This window comes from Marinobacter zhanjiangensis, assembly GCF_014651935.1.
GTDB classification, from domain to species: Bacteria; Pseudomonadota; Gammaproteobacteria; order Pseudomonadales; family Oleiphilaceae; genus Marinobacter; species Marinobacter zhanjiangensis.
On the sequence record NZ_BMXV01000006.1, the window covers coordinates 263,321 to 283,961 of the forward strand.

General features: G+C 61.1%; 17 protein-coding genes. 13 read left to right on the forward strand and 4 right to left on the reverse strand.

Going from position 1 to position 20,641, the window contains the following annotated elements; translation table 11 throughout:
- From IE079_RS18880 to IE079_RS14250, 5 genes are all read left to right on the forward strand, one after another.
- A partial coding sequence (locus IE079_RS18880) for an SPOR domain-containing protein (RefSeq protein ID WP_227712515.1) occupies positions 1–298 on the forward strand: 298 nt, incomplete at its 5' end.
- Between the two features lie 192 nt (positions 299–490).
- Positions 491–4,945, forward strand: coding sequence for a glutamate synthase large subunit (gene gltB / locus IE079_RS14235; RefSeq protein ID WP_189577447.1), 4,455 nt, complete (start codon positions 491–493; stop codon positions 4,943–4,945).
- An 82-nt stretch (positions 4,946–5,027) separates the two neighbouring features.
- Positions 5,028–6,446, forward strand: coding sequence for a glutamate synthase subunit beta (locus IE079_RS14240; RefSeq protein ID WP_189577448.1), 1,419 nt, complete (start codon positions 5,028–5,030; stop codon positions 6,444–6,446).
- 155 nt (positions 6,447–6,601) lie between these two features.
- Positions 6,602–7,666, forward strand: coding sequence for a uroporphyrinogen decarboxylase (hemE, locus tag IE079_RS14245; RefSeq protein ID WP_189577449.1), 1,065 nt, complete (start codon positions 6,602–6,604; stop codon positions 7,664–7,666).
- A gap of 295 nt (positions 7,667–7,961) precedes the next feature.
- Positions 7,962–8,330 carry a PilZ domain-containing protein gene (locus IE079_RS14250; protein ID WP_265013647.1) on the forward strand — a complete coding sequence of 123 codons (369 nt, stop codon included), beginning with the start codon at positions 7,962–7,964 and terminating at the stop codon, positions 8,328–8,330.
- 270 nt (positions 8,331–8,600) lie between these two features.
- Here IE079_RS14250 and radA read toward each other — a convergent pair whose 3' ends face one another.
- A complete protein-coding gene (radA, locus tag IE079_RS14255) occupies positions 8,601–9,980 on the reverse strand; it encodes a DNA repair protein RadA (RefSeq protein WP_189577451.1) in 1,380 nt (459 codons plus the stop codon).
- Between the two features lie 168 nt (positions 9,981–10,148).
- Positions 10,149–11,810, reverse strand: a complete 1,662-nt coding sequence (gene ettA / locus IE079_RS14260) for an energy-dependent translational throttle protein EttA (RefSeq protein WP_189577452.1) — start codon at positions 11,808–11,810, stop codon at positions 10,149–10,151.
- Positions 11,811–12,181: 371 nt separating this feature from the next.
- Between ettA and glyA the strand changes: the two genes are divergently transcribed.
- The 7 genes from glyA (at position 12,182) to thiL (ending at position 18,312) form a co-directional block, all read left to right on the forward strand.
- Positions 12,182–13,438 carry a serine hydroxymethyltransferase gene (gene glyA / locus IE079_RS14265; RefSeq protein WP_189577453.1) on the forward strand — a complete coding sequence of 419 codons (1,257 nt, stop codon included), beginning with the start codon at positions 12,182–12,184 and terminating at the stop codon, positions 13,436–13,438.
- A 68-nt stretch (positions 13,439–13,506) separates the two neighbouring features.
- Positions 13,507–14,019 (forward strand): transcriptional regulator NrdR, encoded by a 513-nt coding sequence (gene nrdR / locus IE079_RS14270; RefSeq protein WP_189577454.1) that lies wholly within the window; start codon positions 13,507–13,509, stop codon positions 14,017–14,019.
- Complete coding sequence (ribD, locus tag IE079_RS14275) at positions 14,016–15,161, forward strand: bifunctional diaminohydroxyphosphoribosylaminopyrimidine deaminase/5-amino-6-(5-phosphoribosylamino)uracil reductase RibD (protein ID WP_189577455.1); 1,146 nt, start codon at positions 14,016–14,018, stop codon at positions 15,159–15,161. Before nrdR ends, ribD begins: the two co-directional genes overlap by 4 nt.
- Positions 15,162–15,228: 67 nt before the next feature.
- Positions 15,229–16,347 (forward strand): bifunctional 3,4-dihydroxy-2-butanone-4-phosphate synthase/GTP cyclohydrolase II, encoded by a 1,119-nt coding sequence (gene ribBA / locus IE079_RS14280; protein WP_189577456.1) that lies wholly within the window; start codon positions 15,229–15,231, stop codon positions 16,345–16,347.
- Between the two features lie 50 nt (positions 16,348–16,397).
- Positions 16,398–16,874: a 6,7-dimethyl-8-ribityllumazine synthase gene (gene ribH, locus IE079_RS14285; protein WP_189577457.1), complete on the forward strand. Its 477-nt coding sequence runs from the start codon at positions 16,398–16,400 to the stop codon at positions 16,872–16,874.
- Positions 16,874–17,356, forward strand: coding sequence for a transcription antitermination factor NusB (gene nusB / locus IE079_RS14290; RefSeq protein WP_189577458.1), 483 nt, complete (start codon positions 16,874–16,876; stop codon positions 17,354–17,356). Before ribH ends, nusB begins: the two co-directional genes overlap by 1 nt.
- An 8-nt stretch (positions 17,357–17,364) precedes the next feature.
- Complete coding sequence (gene thiL / locus IE079_RS14295; RefSeq protein ID WP_189577459.1) at positions 17,365–18,312, forward strand: thiamine-phosphate kinase; 948 nt, start codon at positions 17,365–17,367, stop codon at positions 18,310–18,312.
- A 78-nt stretch (positions 18,313–18,390) separates the two neighbouring features.
- On the opposite strand, the gene IE079_RS14300 is transcribed toward thiL, so the two are convergent.
- Positions 18,391–18,603 carry a DUF6316 family protein gene (locus IE079_RS14300; RefSeq protein ID WP_189577460.1) on the reverse strand — a complete coding sequence of 71 codons (213 nt, stop codon included), beginning with the start codon at positions 18,601–18,603 and terminating at the stop codon, positions 18,391–18,393.
- Between the two features lie 282 nt (positions 18,604–18,885).
- On the opposite strand from IE079_RS14300, the gene IE079_RS14305 reads away from it, so the two are divergent.
- A complete protein-coding gene (locus IE079_RS14305) occupies positions 18,886–19,605 on the forward strand; it encodes a DUF2057 family protein (RefSeq protein WP_189577461.1) in 720 nt (239 codons plus the stop codon).
- An 11-nt stretch (positions 19,606–19,616) separates the two neighbouring features.
- On the opposite strand, the gene IE079_RS14310 is transcribed toward IE079_RS14305, so the two are convergent.
- Positions 19,617–20,531 (reverse strand): LysR family transcriptional regulator, encoded by a 915-nt coding sequence (locus tag IE079_RS14310; RefSeq protein ID WP_189577462.1) that lies wholly within the window; start codon positions 20,529–20,531, stop codon positions 19,617–19,619.
- Positions 20,532–20,641 lie beyond the last annotated feature (110 nt).

The following is a 20,641-nucleotide window of genomic DNA, read 5'->3' on the forward strand; positions in this document are numbered from 1 at the left end:
CTCATTCGCGGCAGCCATGCCGGAACGATTTGTGCCTCTGCGTGAGGTGCGTGCGCTTTCCGGCTACACCGCGCAACTGGTGGCGGGTTATCAGGAGGATACCGCCGCGACATTTATTCGCCGCTATCCGGAACTCGAGGGGCTGCGTTACACTCGAAGCCAGAGAAATGGTCGGGACTGGTTCGTGGTCTACCTTGGCCGGTTCGAGCAGAAGCAGGCAGCCCGGGCTGCCGTCGCGGAATTGCCGTCCTCGATACGCTCCCAGCAGCCCTGGATCAGGGCTCTGGAAGACATCTGAGAGGCGCCGCAAGCGCCTTTTTTTATGGCCAGGGCAGAGATTGGCGCCACAGGGTTGGCACTATATTTGTTTGTATACGTACTTATGCGAGTGTAAAATAGCCAGCCCTTTTTTTCAGTGTTGGCGGGGCTTTATACCCTCCGGGTATTTAACTCGCTGACAGAAAAAGCATTTTTATGCGAGAGAACGCTTATGATGACAGGTTTGTATCATCCCGATGAATTCAGGGACAACTGCGGCTTTGGTCTGATCGCGCACATGAAAGGCGAGGCCAGCCACAAGTTGTTGCAAACTGCCATCGAGTCGCTGACCTGCATGACCCACCGAGGTGGTATCGCTGCAGACGGCAAGACCGGCGATGGTTGTGGCCTCCTTATCCAGAGCCCCGATGGCTTCCTTCGCAAGGCCGCCCAGGCCGCCTTTGGCAAGCAGCCAGGCGATCTTTTTGCAGTGGGCCAGGTCTTTCTCAGCCCTGAAAAAGCTCGGGCAGAGGCAGGTCGCAAGGCCATCGAGCAGCGCCTGACCGACCGTGGCCTGGAGATTCTGGGCTGGCGCAAGGTGCCTACCGACCCCTCCTGCCTGGGCCCGATGGCCCAGGACTGCCTGCCGTGGATCGAGCAGGTTTTCGTGGTGCCGGGCAAGGACCAGAACGAGCGCCAGTTTGCGATCGATCTGTTCGTTGGCCGGCGCCTGGCCGAGCGCGACATGGCGGAAGATGAGGAGTTCTACATCTGCAGCCTGTCCCACAAGACCCTGTCCTACAAGGGTCTGATGATGCCAGCGGACCTGACCCGGTTCTACCCTGATCTGGGTGACCCGGACCTCGAGACAGCGATCTGCGTATTCCACCAGCGTTTCTCGACCAACACCATGCCCAAGTGGCCACTGGCCCAGCCGTTCCGTTATCTGGCCCACAATGGCGAGATCAACACTGTCTCAGGCAACCGTAACTGGGCACTGGCGCGGGCTGCCAAGTTCGAAGCGCCGGATCTGCCCGACCTGCAGACCCTGCAGCCGCTGGTGAACCTGACCGGTTCGGACTCTTCCAGTATGGACAACATGCTGGAAGTGTTGCTGGCTGGTGGCGTTGACCTGTTCCGGGCGGCGCGGATGATGATTCCGCCGGCATGGCAGAACGTGGATACCATGGATTCCGAGCTACGGGCGTTCTACGAGTATAACTCCATGCATATGGAGCCCTGGGACGGGCCCGCTGGCCTGGTATTGTCCGATGGCCGTCATGCAGTCTGCATGCTTGATCGCAACGGCCTGCGCCCGGCCCGCTGGGTGATTACCAGGGATGACTTCATCACGCTGGCGTCCGAGATCGGCACTTACAGCTACAAGCCCGAGGACGTGGTGGCAAAAGGCCGGGTCGGTCCTGGGCAGATGCTGGCCGTGGACACCGAAAGTGGTGAGTTGCTGCACACCCGGGATATTGACCAGCGTCTCAAGAGCGCCCAGCCCTACAAGAAATGGCTGCGCGAGAACGGCCTGCGGGTCGAGTCCACCCTGAATACCGCCACGCCGGAATTCAAGCTGATGGACAACGACGAACTCCGGGTTCATCAGAAAATGTACATGGTCACCTATGAAGAGCGTGATCAGGTACTGCGTCCGCTGGCGGAAAATGGCCAGGAAGCCGTTGGCTCCATGGGTGACGATACGCCCATGGCCGTGTTATCCAGCAAGGTTCGCCACGTTGGTGACTACTTCCGCCAGAAGTTCGCCCAGGTGACCAACCCGGCCATCGACCCGCTGCGCGAAGCCGTGGTCATGTCCCTGGAAACCTGCCTTGGTGCCGAGCGGAATGTCTTCGAGGAAACCGCTGAGCACGCCAACCGGCTTATCCTGACCACACCGGTGCTGTCGCCGGCCAAGTTCCTGCGAATCGAGGGTAATGAGCGGCCCGGGTTTGAAGTGGCCAAGATCCACCTGAGCTACAGTCCTGAGCGGGGGCTGGAAAACGGCGTCCGTGATATCTGCGAAGCGGCCGAGAAGGCAGTGCGCGATGATGGCAAGGTGTTATTGATCCTGTCGGACAAGGACCTGAAGGAGGGCGACCTGCCGGTCAACAGCCTTATGGCCACCGGTGCGGTCCACCACCACCTGGTGGCGAAAGGCCTGCGCTGCGATTCCAACATCATTGTGGAAACCGGCTGGGCCCGCGACCCGCACCATTTCGCGGTGCTGTTCGGCTTCGGCGCCACGGCGGTCTATCCCTATCTTGCCTATCAGGTGATCAACGATCTGATCCGCACCGGCGAAATGCTGATCGACCCGATCGACGCCAAGAACAACTACCGCAAGGGCATCAACAAGGGGCTGCTGAAGATCCTGTCCAAGATGGGGATCTCCACCATCACCTCCTATCGGGGTGCCCAGCTGTTCGAGGCCGTGGGCATCGCCGACGAGGTGGTGGACCTTTGCTTCAGGGGTGTGCCCAGTCGCATCCAGGGCGCCACCTTCTATGACTTCCAGCAGGACCAGGAACAGCTGGCAGCGACCGCCTGGAAACGGCGCAAGTCAATCACCCAGGGCGGCCTGCTCAAGTATGTGCATGGTCAGGAATATCACGCCTTCAATCCGGATGTGGTCACCACCCTGCAGGCGGCCGTCACCAGCGGCGACTATGGCCAGTACCAGGAATATGCCGGACTGGTGAACAATCGCCCGGTATCCACGCTCCGTGACCTGCTGGCCTTCCGCGAGGACATCAAGCCGGTGGATATCGACGAGGTGGAGCCGGTGGAGAAGATTTTCCCGCGCTTCGATTCCGCAGCCATGTCCCTTGGGGCCCTGTCACCGGAAGCGCACGAAGCCCTGGCGGTGGCCATGAATACCCTCGGCGGGCGTTCCAACTCCGGTGAGGGCGGCGAGGATCCGGCCCGCTATGGCACCGAGAAGCGCTCCAAGATCAAGCAGGTAGCCTCCGGCCGATTTGGTGTGACCGCCGAGTACCTGCGTAGCGCCGACGTCATGCAGATCAAGGTGGCCCAGGGCGCCAAGCCGGGTGAAGGTGGTCAGCTGCCCGGCGGCAAGGTCAACGCGCTGATTGCACGGCTGCGTTACTCCGTGCCCGGCGTCACCCTGATTTCGCCGCCGCCGCATCACGACATCTATTCCATCGAGGATCTGGCACAGTTGATCTTTGACCTCAAGCAGGTCAACCCCAAGGCGCTGGTGTCGGTAAAACTGGTTTCCGAGCCGGGTGTTGGTACGATCGCGGCCGGTGTTGCCAAGGCCTATGCCGATCTTATCACGGTGTCCGGTTATGACGGTGGTACCGCTGCCAGTCCGCTGACGTCCATCCGCTATGCCGGCTCCCCCTGGGAACTGGGCCTGAGCGAGACCCAGCAGGCCCTTCGGGCCAACGACCTGCGGGGCAAGATCCGCCTGCAGACAGACGGCGGTATCAAGACCGGTCTGGACGTGGTCAAGGGCGCCATACTGGGCGCCGAGAGCTTCGGCTTTGGCACTACGCCCATGGTCGCCCTGGGCTGTAAGTACCTGCGCATCTGCCACCTGAACAACTGTGCCACCGGTGTGGCCACCCAGGATGACTACCTGCGGGAGGAGCACTTCAAGGGCACGGTGGAAATGGCCATGAACTTCTTCCGCTTTGTGGCGGCGGAAACCCGTGAGTGGATGGCGAAGCTGGGCGTGCGCAACCTGGAGGAGCTGGTGGGCCGCGTGGACCTGCTGGAGCGCCTGCCTGGTGACACCGAGCGCCAGAAGCGCCTGGATCTCAGCCATCTGCTGCACAATGACCATATTCCGGCGGACAAGCCCCAGACCTGTCAGGTTGAGCGCAACCACCCGTTTGATGAAGGTGCCCTGGCAGAGCGGATGGTCAGTGAAACGGCCGATGCCATTGCGGACCGCAAAGGCGGCACCTGGGACTTCAAGGTCACCAACTGTGACCGCTCCATCGGCGCCCGCCTGTCCGGTGAGATCGCCCAGCTTCATGGCAACCAGGGCATGGTGGGCAGCCCGGTCGTGCTTAACCTGACCGGTACCGCAGGCCAGAGTTTTGGTGTCTGGAACGTGGGTGGCCTGCACATGCACCTGGAAGGCGATGCCAACGACTATGTGGGCAAAGGCATGACCGGTGGCAAGCTGGTGGTTCGCCCGCCAGCGGTCAGCTCGTTCAAGTCCCAGGAAACGGCGATCGTGGGTAACACTTGCCTGTACGGCGCTACTGGCGGCAAGCTGTTCGCCGCAGGCACGGCAGGTGAACGCTTTGGCGTTCGCAACTCGGGCGCCCACGCGGTTGTGGAAGGCGCTGGTGACCACTGCTGTGAATACATGACCGGCGGCCTGGTGGCGGTGCTCGGCAGTACCGGACACAACTTCGGGGCCGGCATGACCGGTGGCTTTGCCTACGTGCTGGACCAGAACAACACCTTCGTGGACAAGTACAATCACGAACTGGTGGAGATCCAGCGGATTTCCAGCGAGGACATGGAGCCCTACCGTAATCACCTGCGCGGCGTGATCGCAGAGCACGTGGATGAAACCGGTAGCGAATGGGCCCGCCATATCCTTGAAAATTTCGACGACTACGTTGGCCGTTTCTGGCTGCTGAAGCCAAAGGCGGCCAATCTCAAGAGCCTGCTGGCCAGCACCCGGGCACGTCCGGAGTAACGGGCCACCGTCAACCGTAGTCAGTGGCCGGCCCCGCTCAACCGGGGCGGCCCGTCGAAATCACGATGATGAGAGCGTTACGATGAAAGAACGACTGAACAACGATTTTCAGTTTGTGCAGGTAGGCCGCGTCGACCCGAAAAAAGTGCCTGCCAGCAAACGTCGCAAGAACTTCGGCGAAATCTATTACCAGTTCGAGGCGGCGGATGCCAGCAGCCAGTCACACCGGTGCCTGGAGTGCGGCAACCCCTATTGCGAGTGGAAATGCCCGGTTCACAACTATATTCCCAACTGGCTCAAGCTGGTGTCTGAGGGCAACATCATGCGGGCTGTGGAGCTGTGCCACGAGACCAACTCGCTGCCTGAGGTCTGTGGCCGCGTATGCCCCCAGGATCGTCTGTGTGAAGGGGCGTGCACCCTGAACGATGGCTATGGCGCGGTGACCATCGGTTCCGTGGAAAAGTACATCACCGACACCGCCTTCGCGCTGGGCTGGAAACCGGATCTGTCCGAGGTCAAGTGGACTGATCGGAAGGTGGCGGTAATCGGCGCAGGGCCTGCGGGCCTTGGCTGTGCGGACGTGCTGGTGCGCAATGGGGTCAAGCCGGTGGTGTTCGACCGTTACCCGGAGATCGGCGGCCTGCTGACCTTTGGTATCCCCGAGTTCAAGCTGGAAAAGACCGTGATGACACGCCGTCGTGAGGTGTTCGAAGGCATGGGCGTCGAGTTCCGCCTGGAAACCGAGGTGGGCAAGGATGTCCAGTTGCAGGACATTATTGACGAATATGATGCGGTCTTCATGGGCATGGGCACCTATACCTACATGAAAGGTGGCTTCCCGGGCGAGGAGCTGGATGGCGTGCACGACGCTCTGCCATTCCTGGTGTCCAACGTGAATCGTCGCCTTGGCTTCGAGAAGAACGCAGGCGATTTCGTTGATATGAAAGGCAAGCGGGTCGTGGTACTTGGTGGCGGTGATACTGCCATGGACTGCAATCGCACCTCCATCCGTCAGCAGGCAGCCAGCGTCACCTGTGCTTACCGCCGTGACGAGGCGAACATGCCGGGTTCACGCCGTGAGGTGGCGAATGCCAAGGAGGAAGGCGTCAAGTTCATGTTCAACCGCCAACCCATCGCGATCATCGGCGAGGACCGGGTCGAAGGTGTCAAGGTGGTACAGACCAAGCTTGGCGAGCCGGATGAAAATGGCCGTCGCCGCCCGGAAGTGGTGCCGGGAAGTGAGGAGGTTATCCCGGCGGACGCGGTGTTGGTGGCCTTCGGCTTCCGCCCCAGTCCGGCTGACTGGTTCGATGAGCTGAAGGTGGGTACCGACGATTCCGGCCGTGTAAGCGCGCCCGAGGAAGCGGAATTTGCCTTCCAGACGACCAATGCCAAGATCTTCGCCGGTGGCGATATGGTCCGCGGCTCGGACCTGGTAGTTACGGCAATCTGGGAAGGCCGTGAGGCCGCCGAGGGGATCCTGGACTACCTGGATGTCTGAACCAATCGACATCTGATGCGTATCAAGGGGCGTCCTGGTTCAGCAGGCCGCCCTTTTTTATTGCGTCAAACACGTTATCATTGCCGCCTGTTTGAACATTTCCCAGTACACGGGAGTGCCCGCCCGGTTAGTCACTCCGCAGATCAGGAATCACTATGAGCGAACTGAAGAACGACCGCCTCCTCCGCGCCCTGATGCGCCAGCCTGTTGACCGTACGCCGGTCTGGATGATGCGCCAGGCGGGGCGCTACCTGCCGGAGTACCGGGCCACCCGGGAAAAGGCCGGGGACTTTCTGAGTCTGTGCAAGAACACGCCGCTGGCCTGTGAGGTGACCCTGCAGCCGCTGGAGCGTTTTCCGCTGGATGGGGCGATCCTGTTCTCGGATATCCTGACCATTCCGGATGCCTTGGGCCTGGGCCTGTATTTCGAGACCGGTGAGGGGCCCAAGTTCCGCAATGTGATTCGTTCGGAAGCGGATGTGGCGGCGCTGCCAACCCTCAAAGCGGATGTGGATCTGGATTATGTAATGAATGCGGTCTCCACGATCCGCGGCGCACTCAATGGCCGGGTGCCGTTGATCGGCTTTTCTGGCAGCCCCTGGACGCTCGCCACTTACATGATCGAAGGTAGCTCGTCCAAGGATTTCCGCGAAGCCAAGAAGCTGATGTACGGTCAGCCGGAGGTGATGCATCGGTTGCTGGATCATCTGGCGAATTCGGTGATCGATTACCTGAACAGTCAGATCCGGGCCGGCGCCCAGGCGGTTCAGATTTTTGATACCTGGGGTGGGGTGCTGAGTAGCTGGGCCTACCAGGAGTTTTCGCTGGCCTATATGAAGAAGATTGCCGACGGTCTGATTCGCGAGAGCGACGGGCGCCGGGTGCCGCTGATTATCTTCACCAAGAATGGCGGCCAGTGGCTGGAGTCCATGGCGCAGTCGGGTGCTGATGCGCTGGGTCTGGACTGGACCACTGATATTGGCAATGCCCGGGCCCGCGTGGGGGACCAGGTGGCCCTGCAGGGCAATATGGATCCTGCCATGCTGTACGCGCCGAAGGAGCGGATTCGTGAGGAGGTGGCGGATATCCTGAAGCGTTATGGCCCGGGTCCTGGTCACATCTTCAATCTGGGGCATGGCATTACACCGGATGTGGATCCGGAGCATGCCGGGGCGTTTATCGAGGCGGTTGTCGAACTGAGTGGGGAGTACCATCGTTAAGTTGAACGGTTGATTCTCTGTTGACTTCTACCTTGTGCCGGTCGGAATCAGGCCGGTAACTCTTTCCTAGACACGCCCCGCAAGTACGTCCCTGTAGGGCTCGACGAGCGCCTTCCCTGGCGCTCGACGGTCCAGGAAAGAGTTACCGGCCTGCTTCCTCGGCAGATTATGCAGTTAACTTTTGCTCTGTGCCCAACCCTTACATCAACTGTCCCTGCGTTCCCGGCAGTGGTATCAAATCTCTGAGAGGTCTATAGTCATGAAAAGACAAGAACATGGACCCGGGAGCAAGGCATTGGACGAAAATACCCCCGAAAAGCGTCGCTTCCATCGAATCCACTTTGATGCGCCCTGTGATCTCCACTGGCAGGACGACATGCAGACGGCTGATGTTCTGGATATCTCCCTGAAAGGCGTCCTGGTCAGCCGCCCGGCCGGCTGGGCGGCGTCCGAGGGCGAGCCCTGCGAGTTGACCATCCATCTGAATGACCACGAAAGCGCCATCGTCATGGCGGTTACCTTGCGCCACCTCGAGCCGGACCGGTTGGGCTTCAAGATTGAGTACATTGATCTCGAAAGCGCCTCTCATTTGAAGCGCTTGGTAGAACTGAACCTTGGCGATGCAGCGCTTCTTGAGCGTGAGCTTTCGCATCTGATCGAATAATCCGCCAAGCGTTAACTGCGAAGATGGATAAGGAGATAGGTCGAGAACCTTTTCCCGGACCTTCGAAAACAGGGGTGGAACGCGCCGGCGTTTCACGGCCCGGCCATGGATGGCCGGGCTAGGACCTTTACGGCGACGCAGGAGCAGTTAGCCGTAAAGGTTTTCGAAGAGCCTCCATGGATGGATTCACGGCGTGTCCGGGAAAAGGTTCTCGACCTGTCGCCCCGGCACCAAACTATCAGGCTACTAAACCATTAAGATTTAGCTGGCCTATAGGTCCTCTAGCGCCGCTAAAGCCTCACTCAATTTGGTCACCGGAATCACCTTCATCCCCTCAATACCCTTGCGGGGCGCGTTGGCCTTGGGTACAAGCGCACGGGTGAAACCGTGCTTGGCGGCCTCATAAATCCGTTCCTGCCCTGAAGGTACGGGGCGGATCTCGCCGGACAGGCCGACTTCGCCGAAGATCACCAGATCCTGGGGCAGGGCGCGGTCGCGGAAGGAGGAGACGATAGCAGCCAGCAGGGCCAGGTCGGCGCTGGTTTCCGCCACCTTGACGCCGCCGACCACATTGACAAACACATCCTGATCCGACACATGCATACCGCCATGGCGGTGCAGTACCGCGAGCAGCATGGCCAGCCGGTTCTGGTCCAGGCCCACGGCGACCCGGCGCGGGTAACTGCCCTGAGCCATGTCCACCAGTGCCTGTATCTCCACCAGCATGGGCCGGGTGCCTTCCCAGACCACCATCACCACGCTACCCGGAGCGGCTTCCTCACCCCGGTTGAGGAAGATGGCGCTGGGGTTCTTTACCTCTTTCAGACCCTGTTCCAGCATGGCAAACACGCCCAGCTCATTGACCGCGCCGAAGCGGTTCTTGATGCCCCGCAGGGTGCGATAGCGGCTGTCGCTGGAGCCCTCCAGCAGGATCGAGCAGTCAATCATGTGTTCCAGGACCTTGGGGCCGGCCAGGCTGCCGTCCTTGGTGACATGACCTACCAGGAACAGGATGGTGCCCGTCTGCTTGGCAAAACGGGTCAGGTAGGCGGCGCTTTCCCGTACCTGGGAGACGGACCCGGGGGCGGATTCGATATCCGCCACATGCATCACCTGGATACTGTCCACCACCAGGATTTTCGGCTTTTCCGCCTCTGCTACCTGCATCAGCCGTTCGACGCTGGTTTCCGACAGCATCTTCAGGTCTTTGGTGGGCACACCCAGACGCCTGGCCCGCATGGCCACCTGTTGCAGGGATTCTTCGCCAGTGACGTAAAGGGCGGGAGTCTTCTCCGCCAGATGGCAGACCGCCTGCAATAGCAGCGTGCTCTTGCCGGCGCCGGGGTGCCCGCCCATCAGTACTGCGGAACCCTCCACCAGTCCACCGCCAAGCACCCGGTCGAACTCCTGCATGCCCGTGCTGATGCGGGGCTGCTCGGCAAGGCTGACCTCGTCCAGGCTCTTCACCGCGGTCAGGCTGCCGGCAAAGCCTTCGAAGCGGGCACCGCGGGCGCCCTTGGCGTTGCTGCCACTGACGCCGCGAACCTCACTGATGGTGTTCCAGCCGTGACAGGCGCCGCATTGACCCTGCCATTTGGAGTAGTCGGCGCCGCACTCGGTGCAGACAAAGGCGGTTTTTACTTTGGCCATGGGTGAGTCCTGATTGGTTCGGGGGAGTCTCCACCCTCACCCCCGGCCGCTCTCCCCTCAAGGGAGAGGGGAGAATCTGGTCCAGCCTGGGGTCCGTTTCAAGCCCCTCTCCCCTGAAGGGAAAGGGGTTGGGTGAGGGGGGAGGTAGACGAGTAGCGGGTTCGTACCTTACGCCAGCTTCGTGTGTTTCATTCGCTGGGGCTGCATGGCCGAGTCACCCTTGCGCTTCTTGAAGTCCTCGTCGTACTCGCTGAAGTTGCCTTCGAAGTAGACCACTTCACCATCATCCTCGAAAGCGAGGATGTGGGTGGCTACCCGGTCCAGGAACCAGCGGTCGTGGGAGATCACCAGGGCGGAGCCCGGGAAGTTCAGTAGCGCCTCTTCCAGGGCGCGGAGGGTTTCCACGTCCAGGTCGTTGGTGGGCTCATCCAGCAGCAGTACGTTGCCACCCTGCTTGAGCAGTTTGGCCAGGTGCAGACGGTTACGCTCACCGCCGGACAGGTCCCCGACACGCTTCTGCTGGTCGCTGCCCTTGAAGTTGAAGCGGCCCACATAAGCACGGGACGGGGTTTCGTAGTTGCCGATCTTGATGATGTCGTTGCCGTCGGAGAGCTCTTCCCACACGGTCTTGCTGCCGTCCAGGTCGCGCATCTGGTCCACGTAGGCCAGTTTCACGGTCTCGCCAACCACGATGTCGCCGGAATCCGGCTTGTCGTATCCGGCAATCATCTTGAACAGGGTGGACTTGCCGGCGCCGTTACCGCCGATGATGCCCACGATGGCCCCCGGCGGAACCCGGAAGGACACATCCTCATAAAGCAGCCGGTCTTCGAACGACTTGCTGATGCCGTCAACTTCAATGACCTTGTCGCCCAGGCGCGGGCCGGGCGGAATGTAAAGTTCGTTGGTCTCGTTGCGCTTCTGGAACTCCTGGGAGCTCATCTCCTCGAAGCGGGCCAGGCGGGCCTTGCTCTTGGACTGACGGCCCTTGGCGTTGCTTCGAACCCACTCCAGCTCCTGCTTGACGGCCTTCTGGTGGGAAGCCTCCTGCTTGGACTCCATTTCCAGGCGCTTTTCCTTGTTCTCCAGCCACTGGCTGTAATTGCCCTCAAAGGGAATGCCCTGGCCGCGGTCCAGTTCCAGGATCCAGCCCGCTACATTGTCGAGGAAGTAACGGTCGTGGGTAATGGCTACCACGGTGCCGCTGTAGTCGTGCAGGAAACGCTCCAGCCAGGCCACGGATTCCGCATCCAGGTGGTTGGTGGGCTCGTCCAGCAGAAGCATGTCGGGGCTGGACAACAGCAGGCGGCACAGGGCCACCCGGCGGCGCTCACCACCGGAAAGGTTGGCGACCTTCTGTTCCCATGGTGGCAGTCTCAGGGCATCCGCAGCCACTTCCATCTTGCGTTCGATATCATGGCCGTCAGTGGCCTGGATGTAGGCTTCCAGCTCGCCCTGTCTTTTGGCCAGAGCGTCAAAGTCGGCATCCGGTTCGGCATAGTCCGCGTAAACCTGGTCCAGGGCCGCCAGTGCGTCGTGAACACCGGACACAGACTCGTCGACGATTTCCTTGACGGTCTTGTCGTCGTCCAGTTCCGGTTCCTGGGGCAGGTAGCCCACGTTGATGCCGGGCTGGGGGCGGGCTTCGCCGATGTAATCCTGGTCCACCCCGGCCATAATGCGCAGCAGGGTGGATTTACCGGCCCCGTTCAGGCCGAGCACCCCAATTTTGGCGCCGGGGAAGAAGCTCAGGGAGATATCCTTGAGAATTTCGCGCTTGGGCGGAACCACCTTGCCCACGTGGTTCATGGTATAAACGTACTGGGCCATGTTGGCTTTGTCCTCTTTTACAGAAATTGCCACGGAATCCACGGAAGAACACGGAAAAAGAGGTGGATTCCGTGGCAAAAAAATTCTTTAACGCAGGCCGGATTGTCGCCTGCTTGAAAGCAGAACCCCGTAAGGTATCTAAACCTATTGGGGATAGCAATTGGCGCAGAGCGGAACAGGCCCGCGTGCCGGTATCTGCGGACGCCGTAAAGGATGATTTTTTACCCGGAATCAAGATAGAATAGCGGCCCAATTTTTCAGGGATTCCGGGGTGCAAGTGTCCCGTCCGGCGAACTCGCTCACCCGTAGCGTAACGAGTTAGCCGGATGCGGGGCTATGTCCGGGGCCAGCCACACAGACAGGGGCAACGCATGTTTAACCGTGATATGAAAATCGCCGGCTTTGATGACGAGCTGTGGAGCGCCATGCAGGCGGAGGAAACGCGTCAGGAAGCTCACATTGAACTGATTGCATCGGAAAACTACACCAGCCCCCGTGTGATGGAAGCCCAGGGTAGCGTATTGACCAACAAATACGCCGAAGGCTACCCCGGCAAGCGTTACTACGGTGGCTGTGAATTTGTTGATGTGGCGGAGCAGCTGGCTATCGACCGCGCCAAAGAGCTGTTTGGCGCCGCCTATGCCAACGTACAGCCTCACTCCGGCTCCCAGGCCAACTCGGCCGTCTTCATGGCCCTGCTGAAGCCGGGGGATACTGTGCTGGGCATGAGCCTGGCCCACGGTGGCCACCTGACCCACGGCGCCACCGTCAACTTTTCCGGCAAGATCTACAATGCCGTCCAGTACGGCATCAACACGGATACCGGCCTGATCGACTATGACGAAGTGGAGGCCATGGCCGTCGAGCACAAGCCGAAGATGATCATTGCCGGCTTCTCCGCCTATTCCCAGGAGCTCGACTTTGCCCGCTTCCGCAAGATTGCCGACAAGATTGGCGCCTACCTGTTCGTGGATATGGCCCATGTGGCGGGGCTGGTGGCTGCCGGTGTCTATCCGGATCCGGTTCCCCATGCCCACGTTGTGGCAACCACTACCCACAAGACCCTGCGTGGTCCCCGTGGTGGCCTGATCCTGGCTTGCGACGACGAAGCCCTGCAGAAAAAACTGAATTCCGCTGTTTTCCCGGGCGGTCAGGGTGGCCCACTGATGCACGTGATCGCCGCCAAGGCCGTTTGTTTCAAGGAAGCCATGAACGACGAATTCAAGGCCTATCAGAAGCAGGTAGTCAAGAATGCGGCTGCCATGGCGGAGGTGTTCATTGAACGCGGTTATGACGTGGTTTCCGGTGGCACGCGGAATCACCTGTTCCTGGTCAGCCTGATCAAGCAGGATATTACCGGCAAGGATGCGGATGCTGCACTGGGAAGAGCCCATATTACCGTCAACAAGAATGCGGTGCCCAACGACCCCCGCTCTCCGTTCGTGACCTCCGGTCTGCGTATCGGTACGCCGGCGGTCACAACCCGCGGCTTTGGCGAGAGCGAGTGCCGCGATCTGGCGGGCTGGATGTGCGATATTCTGGATAACCTGGAAAACGAAGCCCTGATCGGCGAGGTTCGCGAGCAGGTGCAAGCCCTTTGTGCCCGTTTCCCGGTCTACACCGACTGATACCGCCGGGTAATCTGTCATGGCCGCTGCGGTAACGGAGTGGCCTGTTTCTATCGGAGCGTCCGACTATGCAATGTCCTTTCTGTGGTGAAGCCGATACCAAAGTGATCGACTCCCGGCTGGTGGCCGAGGGTGATCAGGTGCGCCGCCGCAGGGAGTGCCTGTCATGCCGCGAACGTTTCACCACGTTCGAAAGCGCGGAGCTGGTCATGCCCCGGGTGGTCAAGCAGGACGGCACCCGCCAGCCCTTCGACGAGGAAAAGCTGCGGGCCGGGCTGATGAAGGCCCTGGAGAAACGCCCCGTCAGCATCGAGCAGATCGACGCCGCCCTCAACCGGATCCGCTATCGCCTGCGGGCGACCGGTGAGCGGGAAGTGAAGTCGATGACGCTGGGCGAAGAAGTGATGACCGAGCTGCGCCAGCTGGACAAGGTAGCTTACGTGCGTTTCGCTTCCGTTTACCGGAGCTTCCAGGATATCAACGAGTTCAAGGAGGAGATCGAGCGGCTGTCGGACGGTGCCGACCCGGCTGATGTGGCCAGGGTGCTTGCCGACCGGGACTCAACCGAAGGTACTTCATGACACAAGCCCAGGATGTCGCCATGATGGCCCGGGCCATTCAGTTGGCCTGGCGTGGTCGTTATTCCACGCATCCCAACCCGCGCGTGGGTTGCGTGATCGCCCGGGGTGACCGGGTGCTGGGGGAAGGCTGGCACGAGCGTGCCGGCGAGGCCCATGCGGAAGTGAGGGCCCTGAGCCAGGCAGGACAGGATGCACGGGGTGCCACTGCCTACGTCACTCTTGAGCCCTGTAGCCATTTTGGGCGGACTCCGCCCTGTTCCCGGGCTCTGATCGAATCGGGTGTGGCCAGGGTGGTGGTGGCCAGCGAGGATCCCAACCCCAGCGTTTCCGGTCGTGGCCTGCAGCAACTGCGGGATGCGGGCGTTCGCGTCAAGGAGGGCCTGCTCCGGGAGGAAGCTGCGCGGCTGAACCCCGGTTTTCTCAAACGCATGAAGACCGGGCGCCCCTGGGTGCGCCTGAAGATGGCCGCCAGTCTGGACGGGCGAACCGCCATGGCGTCCGGGGAGAGCAAGTGGATTACCGGCCCGGAATCACGCAGCGATGTGCAGCGCCTGCGTGCCATGAGCGATGCCATTCTCACCGGTGTGAACACGGTACTGGTGGATGACCCGTCGCTGACTGTGCGGCGCAATGAGCTGGGTGATACCGGAGATGCGACTGAACCGTCGCGCCAGCCCTTGAGGCTGATTGCCGACCGGGATGCCCGTACGCCATCCACCGCCAGCATACTGCAGGGGGGCGATGTCCACCTGTTCTGCTCCTCCGAGGCGCTGTCGTCCCCTGCTGCGCAGGATCTGGCCGCTCTAGGGGTAACCCTCAACGGAGTGGGCTGGCAGGACAGCGGTGTCAACCTGGGGCAGTTGCTGGACAGGCTTGGCGAGCTGGGGGTAAACGAACTGCTGGTGGAGGCGGGGCCGACCCTTGCGGGCGCTTTCATCGTCGAGGGGCTGCTTGATGAGCTTTGGCTCTACCAGGCGCCTGTTTTCCTTGGCAGTGAAGGCAGGCCGACTGCCAGGCTGCCATTCAGGGACATGTGCGAGAAAATCGAGTGGCTGGTCACTGACCGGCGCCAGTTCGGCGTGGATACACGGCTGGTACTGGCGCCCAAGGTCCTGTCGCCCAAATCACCTGCGGGCAGCTGACGCGGCCTGGCGACCCATGCATCAACATCACGGCAGCCCTGCGCTGGCCGGGAGACTGTGGAATACTATGGCACTGAACACCGTTGAAGAGATTATCGAGGACATCCGTCAGGGCAAGATGGTGATTCTCATGGACGACGAAGACCGTGAGAACGAAGGCGACCTGGTCATGGCCGCCGAACATTGCACGGCGGAGTCCATCAATTTCATGGCCCGCTTTGGTCGTGGTCTGATCTGCATGCCCATGTCCCGGCAGCGCTGTGACCAGCTGGGCCTTTCGCTGATGGTGCAGAGCAATAACTCGGGGTTTGGTACCAAGTTCACCCTCTCCATCGAAGCGGCAGAAGGGGTGACCACCGGTATCTCCGCTGCGGACCGTGCCCGGACCGTGCAGGCCGCCGTGGCCCGCAACGCAACGGCGGCGGACCTGGTGCAGCCGGGGCATATCTTCCCGCTGATGGCGGACCCCGGCGGCGTGCTTAGCCGCGCAGGGCATACCGAGGCATCCTGCGATCTGGCTGCCCTGGCAGGCGGTGAGCCGGCGGGCGTGATCTGCGAGATCATGAACGACGATGGCTCCATGGCACGCCGCGAAGACCTGGAAAAGTTTGCCGCGCGGCATGAGCTGAAGATTGGCACCATCGCAGACCTGATCCACTACCGCACCATGAATGAACGCACCATCGAGTGCGTGGAGCAGTACGATCTGGATACGGAGTATGGTGTGTTCAATCTGCGCACCTACCGCGACAGTATTCAGGGCGGAACGCACCTGGCCCTGGTCATGGGTGATGTCCGGGCCGAGTCGCCGACAATGGTGCGGGTCCATGTCACCGATACCCTTCGCGACCTGCTGGGCGCCCGTCGCAAGGGGTCTCATAGCTGGCCGCTGCACCATGCCCTGGAGAAAGTGGCCGAAGAAGGCAAAGGGGTCGTGGTTCTGCTGAACAGCGCCGAGGACAGTTACAACCTGGAGGACCGGATTCACGAGTTCTTCGGGGAAGGGCCCGCCAAGGCTGGCAAGGGCGGCAGTTCCGGTGTCTACTTCACGGTCGGCACCGGTTCCCAGATCCTGCGGGACTGCGGCGTCGGCCAGATGCGACTGCTTAGTGCCCCGATCAAATTCTCCGCCATTTCCGGCTTCGATCTGGAAGTTGTGGAATATGTACCCTACACCGGTAGTTAAAACCAGAATTCAACGGATATCCGGGCCCCCGGCCCGGAACAGGAATGACAATGTCAGATATCAAGGTTATTGAAGGGGATTTTCGGCAGTGCGCAGGGCGTTATGCGCTGGTGGTCGGACGTTTCAACGGGTTCGTCGTGGAAAGCCTGGTGGAGGGCGCGGTGGATACCCTGCGCCGCCACGGCATTGCCGATGACGACATCACCATCGTGCGGGTACCCGGCGCCTACGAGATGCCCCTGGCCGTGAAGCGGGTGGCGGAGACCGGCAACTTCGACGCCATTATCGCCCTGGGGGCGGTGATCCGTGGTGGCACACCCCACTTCGAGTACGTGGCGGGTGAAGCCGCCAGTGGCCTGGGCGCTGTCAGCCTGGAAACAGACGTACCGGTCACCTTTGGTGTGCTGACCGTGGACTCCATAGAGCAGGCTATCGAACGTTCCGGCACCAAGGCTGGCAACAAGGGCGCCGAAGCAGCTATTACCGCGCTGGAAATGGTCAGCCTGTTCAACAAGCTGGGTGAGTGATGAGCGACCAGGACAGCACAGCGTCGGGCGCATCCGCCCCGGGCAAGCCCAAGGCCGGTGATCGCCGGCGTGCACGGGCCCTGGCCCTGCAGGCACTCTATCACCGTCATTTCAGCAAGAGTCCGATCAATGATATCGAGGCCGAGTTCATGGTCGACAACGACATGACCAAGGTGGACTCGGCATTCTTCCGCGACCTGCTCCGGGGCGTTCACCGGGAGCAGTCCGGGCTGGACGGGGTGATCGAACCACTGCTGGACCGTCCACTGGCGGAAGTGGATCCCATTGAGCTGGCTATCGTGCGTATCGGCGCCTATGAACTCAAGTATCGCGTCGACGTGCCCTACCGGGTGGTCATTAACGAGGGTATCGAGCTGGCCAAGCGTTTCGGTGGCACCGAAGGGCATAAATTTGTCAACAGTCTGCTGGACAAGCTGAGCCAGCGTCTCCGCCTGGCGGAAACCCGTCCCCGGCAGTCGTAGATTCCGCCATGGGTGAGTTCGAGCTGATCCGCACCCTTTTCCGTCCGTTGGCGGAAGCCACCTGGCAGGACGGTGTGGTTCTGGGGCCGGGGGATGACTGCGCCATCCAGCGCGTGCCACCAGGGCATGAGCTGGTCTTTTCCATCGATACCCTGGTGGCCGGGGTCCACTTTCCTGCCGGGTATGACCCGGTCCGGCTTGGCTGGCGTTCGCTGGCCGCTGCCGTCAGTGATCTGGCGGCCATGGGGGCCGATCCGGTCTGTTACACGCTGGCGCTGACGCTTCCCGATGCCGATCCGGGCTGGGCAAAGTCGCTTGTGGGTGGGCTGGAAGAGGCGTCCCGTGCGTTCGGTATTGCTCTGGCGGGAGGTGATATCACGCGGGGGCCGCTGACACTGACCATACAGGTTCACGGAACAGTGCCCGAAGGTCAGGCGATCCGGCGCAGCGGCGCCCGGTCCGGGGAACTGGTGGCTGTCACCGGCCCGCTGGGCGGGGCGGCGGCTGCACTGAGCTGGCTGGAGGCAGCCAGTCCTCCGGCTTCGGCGGAGGGGTTCCTTGCCCGTTACCATCGCCCTCAGCCCCGGTGCGAACTGGGCCGTCAGCTGCGAGGACTGGCTACCGCCGCCATCGATATTTCCGACGGGCTGCTGGCGGATCTCGGCCATATCCTCGAGGCCTCAGGGGTGGGGGCAGAACTGGAGCCGGGCCGGGTACCACGGAATTTCGATGGCACCCAGGCGACTCTGGATCAGGCCCTGAACGGTGGCGATGACTATGAGCTCTGCGTGATTCTGCCACATTCAGCGCTGGAGCAGTTGCCGGGCAGCGTGGCCGACAGCCTTTGGGTGGTCGGTAAGGTGTGTGCCGGTTCCGGGTTGCGTCTGATGCACGCGGACGGGGTTATCGAAGAGGTCAGTGTGCCGATGGGCTATGATCATTTCAGGGGGCAATAGCAGAACAGGGCCGACAAGGGGTAGCGGCGATTGCCAGAGACGCATCCATGCGTTAGCCCGGTTCTGCGGTCCATGGTGTCAGTGAACTCGCAACTCCCGGGCATCATGGGGCAGCATGTTGATCACATGCAGGAACCGCTTGAGGCCGATTTCGGCACGCTCCCGTGTGGCAAAGGGACCGCTGTCAAATCCTTCCCGTGTTGTGAAGTACCATTTCCCTCCCACGCAGAAGTAACGACTGCTGCGGAATGGTGTCGGGGTAGCCTCGCCTGCTCGGATGTTGGTATCCATGGTAGCCTCCTACTACTTGACTGTGGACTGCACTTCGCCCGGGTCCGGGCGCTGGTTACAGCGAGCTATCCTGATACGGATCGACAATCGCAAAATTCAGGACACATGACATAAAATTAAACCAATTTCTGCCGAATTCAACACTTTTTTACAATTCGCCAGTAGAATGCTTCTTTATCACGGACTTGCGCCTGAACAGGTCTGTGGTCAGAATGCCCCCATCAACCGGCGGGCTTCCAACAGCCCCGCACAGACTCAATGTTATCCATGGAGAACGACCGAATGCTTGCAAGGTATATCAAGGTTCCGAGGACCGGGCTCAGCTGGCTGAAACTGTTGGTGCCGGCACTGGCGATTGTGGTGGTATCCGGTTGCAGTACCGGTATGTCGCGGGTCCAGACCTGGGACGGTGAGGCATCCGGTGAAGTCGCAGTGCTCAAGGCTCCCTCGTCGGTCAAGGTGCGCGAGGTCAACGGGCGCCGGGTTGGCAACTTCCTGATGGACGATCTGGCAATCGATTACGAGTTGCTGCCAGGTACCAACACGGTGGTCTTCACCCACAAGACCATCTGGGCCAAGAGTGGCGTGATCCGCGATGGCGAGTCGGCGGTTCATGTGGTGGAGAGCGCGCCCCAGCAGTTTACGATCAACACCCGCCCCGGTGAGGTGTATCGCTTCGACATTCCTGAAGTGACCACTCGCCGCGAAGCGCAGCGGTTCGCCTCCAGCTTCAGCGCTGAACTGATCACCGACGACGGCAGCGTGGTTGCCCGCTCGGAGCCATTTGAGGGCTATCCGCAACAGCAGCAGGTCGCCAGCCAGCCGTCGTCCGGTACCAGTGGTGAGGCGAACGTGGTGACTGGCCGGCCCACAGGTGCGCCCGCGCCAGTTGTACAGGGGCAGGGCAATAACCGCATGGACACGCTGGATGGCCTCAAGGTGCTGTGGGAACGCGCCAGCGGTGAGGAGAAGCGGGAGTTCCTGCGCTGGGCGTTTGACTGAAAGCCGGCTTCCTACTCGATATCCAGCCAGCCCCGGAAGAGTCCGGGCTGGCTGAGCCTTTCCCAGAACCACTGCAACGCCTTGCCCTGATCCTCGCTGCGGCGGGCAATGTGAACCGCGATGGGTTCACGGGGAATGTCCACCGGTTTTTCTACCAGTAAGCCCGCTTCCAGCTGCCGGACGATCCGGTAACGGGGCAACCAGCCCACACCAAGCCCCACTTCCTGAAGTGCAATTTTCTGATCGATGTTGGTGACCGTGACGGTCTGTTGCCGCCTGAAAATCCCCGCGCTTCCGGGGGGTAGTGAGCGGGAGCTGTCAGCCGCCACCGCCGCCGGATAGCGGGCAATGTCCTGTTCGGTCAGTGGATGGGGCTCGCCGGACAGTGGGTGATCGGCCGCGACCGCAAACACGAACGGTACCCGGCCCAGGCTGCGGGTGGAAAAGTCACCTGCTGGCCTGCTCATCTGGTCGGCGCCTATGGCGAGATCGATGCGACGGCTTTGCAGCGCATCCCAGGTGCCGGTGAATACTTCTTCCACCAGTTGCACCTCAACCGGAATGCCCAGGTCGTAAAACTCCCTGATCGCGGGAAACATCGCCTCGGCGGGCAGCAGTGAATTGAATCCGATCCTTATTCGTGTCTCCCAGCCCTGGGCCACCTGTCGCGTGGTATGGGCGAGGGCTTCCGTGGCCTCCAGCAGTGAACGGCCTTCGTTGAGAAGATAGCGGCCTGCGGGCGTCAGTGTGGCCCGGTGACCACTCCGGTCAAAAATGTCCACGTCCAGGTCCTCTTCCAGCTTCTGGACCGTGTAACTGATGGCCGATGGCACCCGAAACAGTTCGCTGGCGGCACCCGCGAAGCTGCCTTTGCGGTCAATGGCGTCGAGTACTTTCAGGGCGTCGATGGTGATGGCTGTGTGCATGTTCGAATTATCTGAAGGTGATGGCCAGAATTGATTGCTTGGAGCGTAGCAGGGTGGTGGCTAAGCTGTCTGCCATTGATTCATGTCTTTTTCAGCCACGGAATCCACTG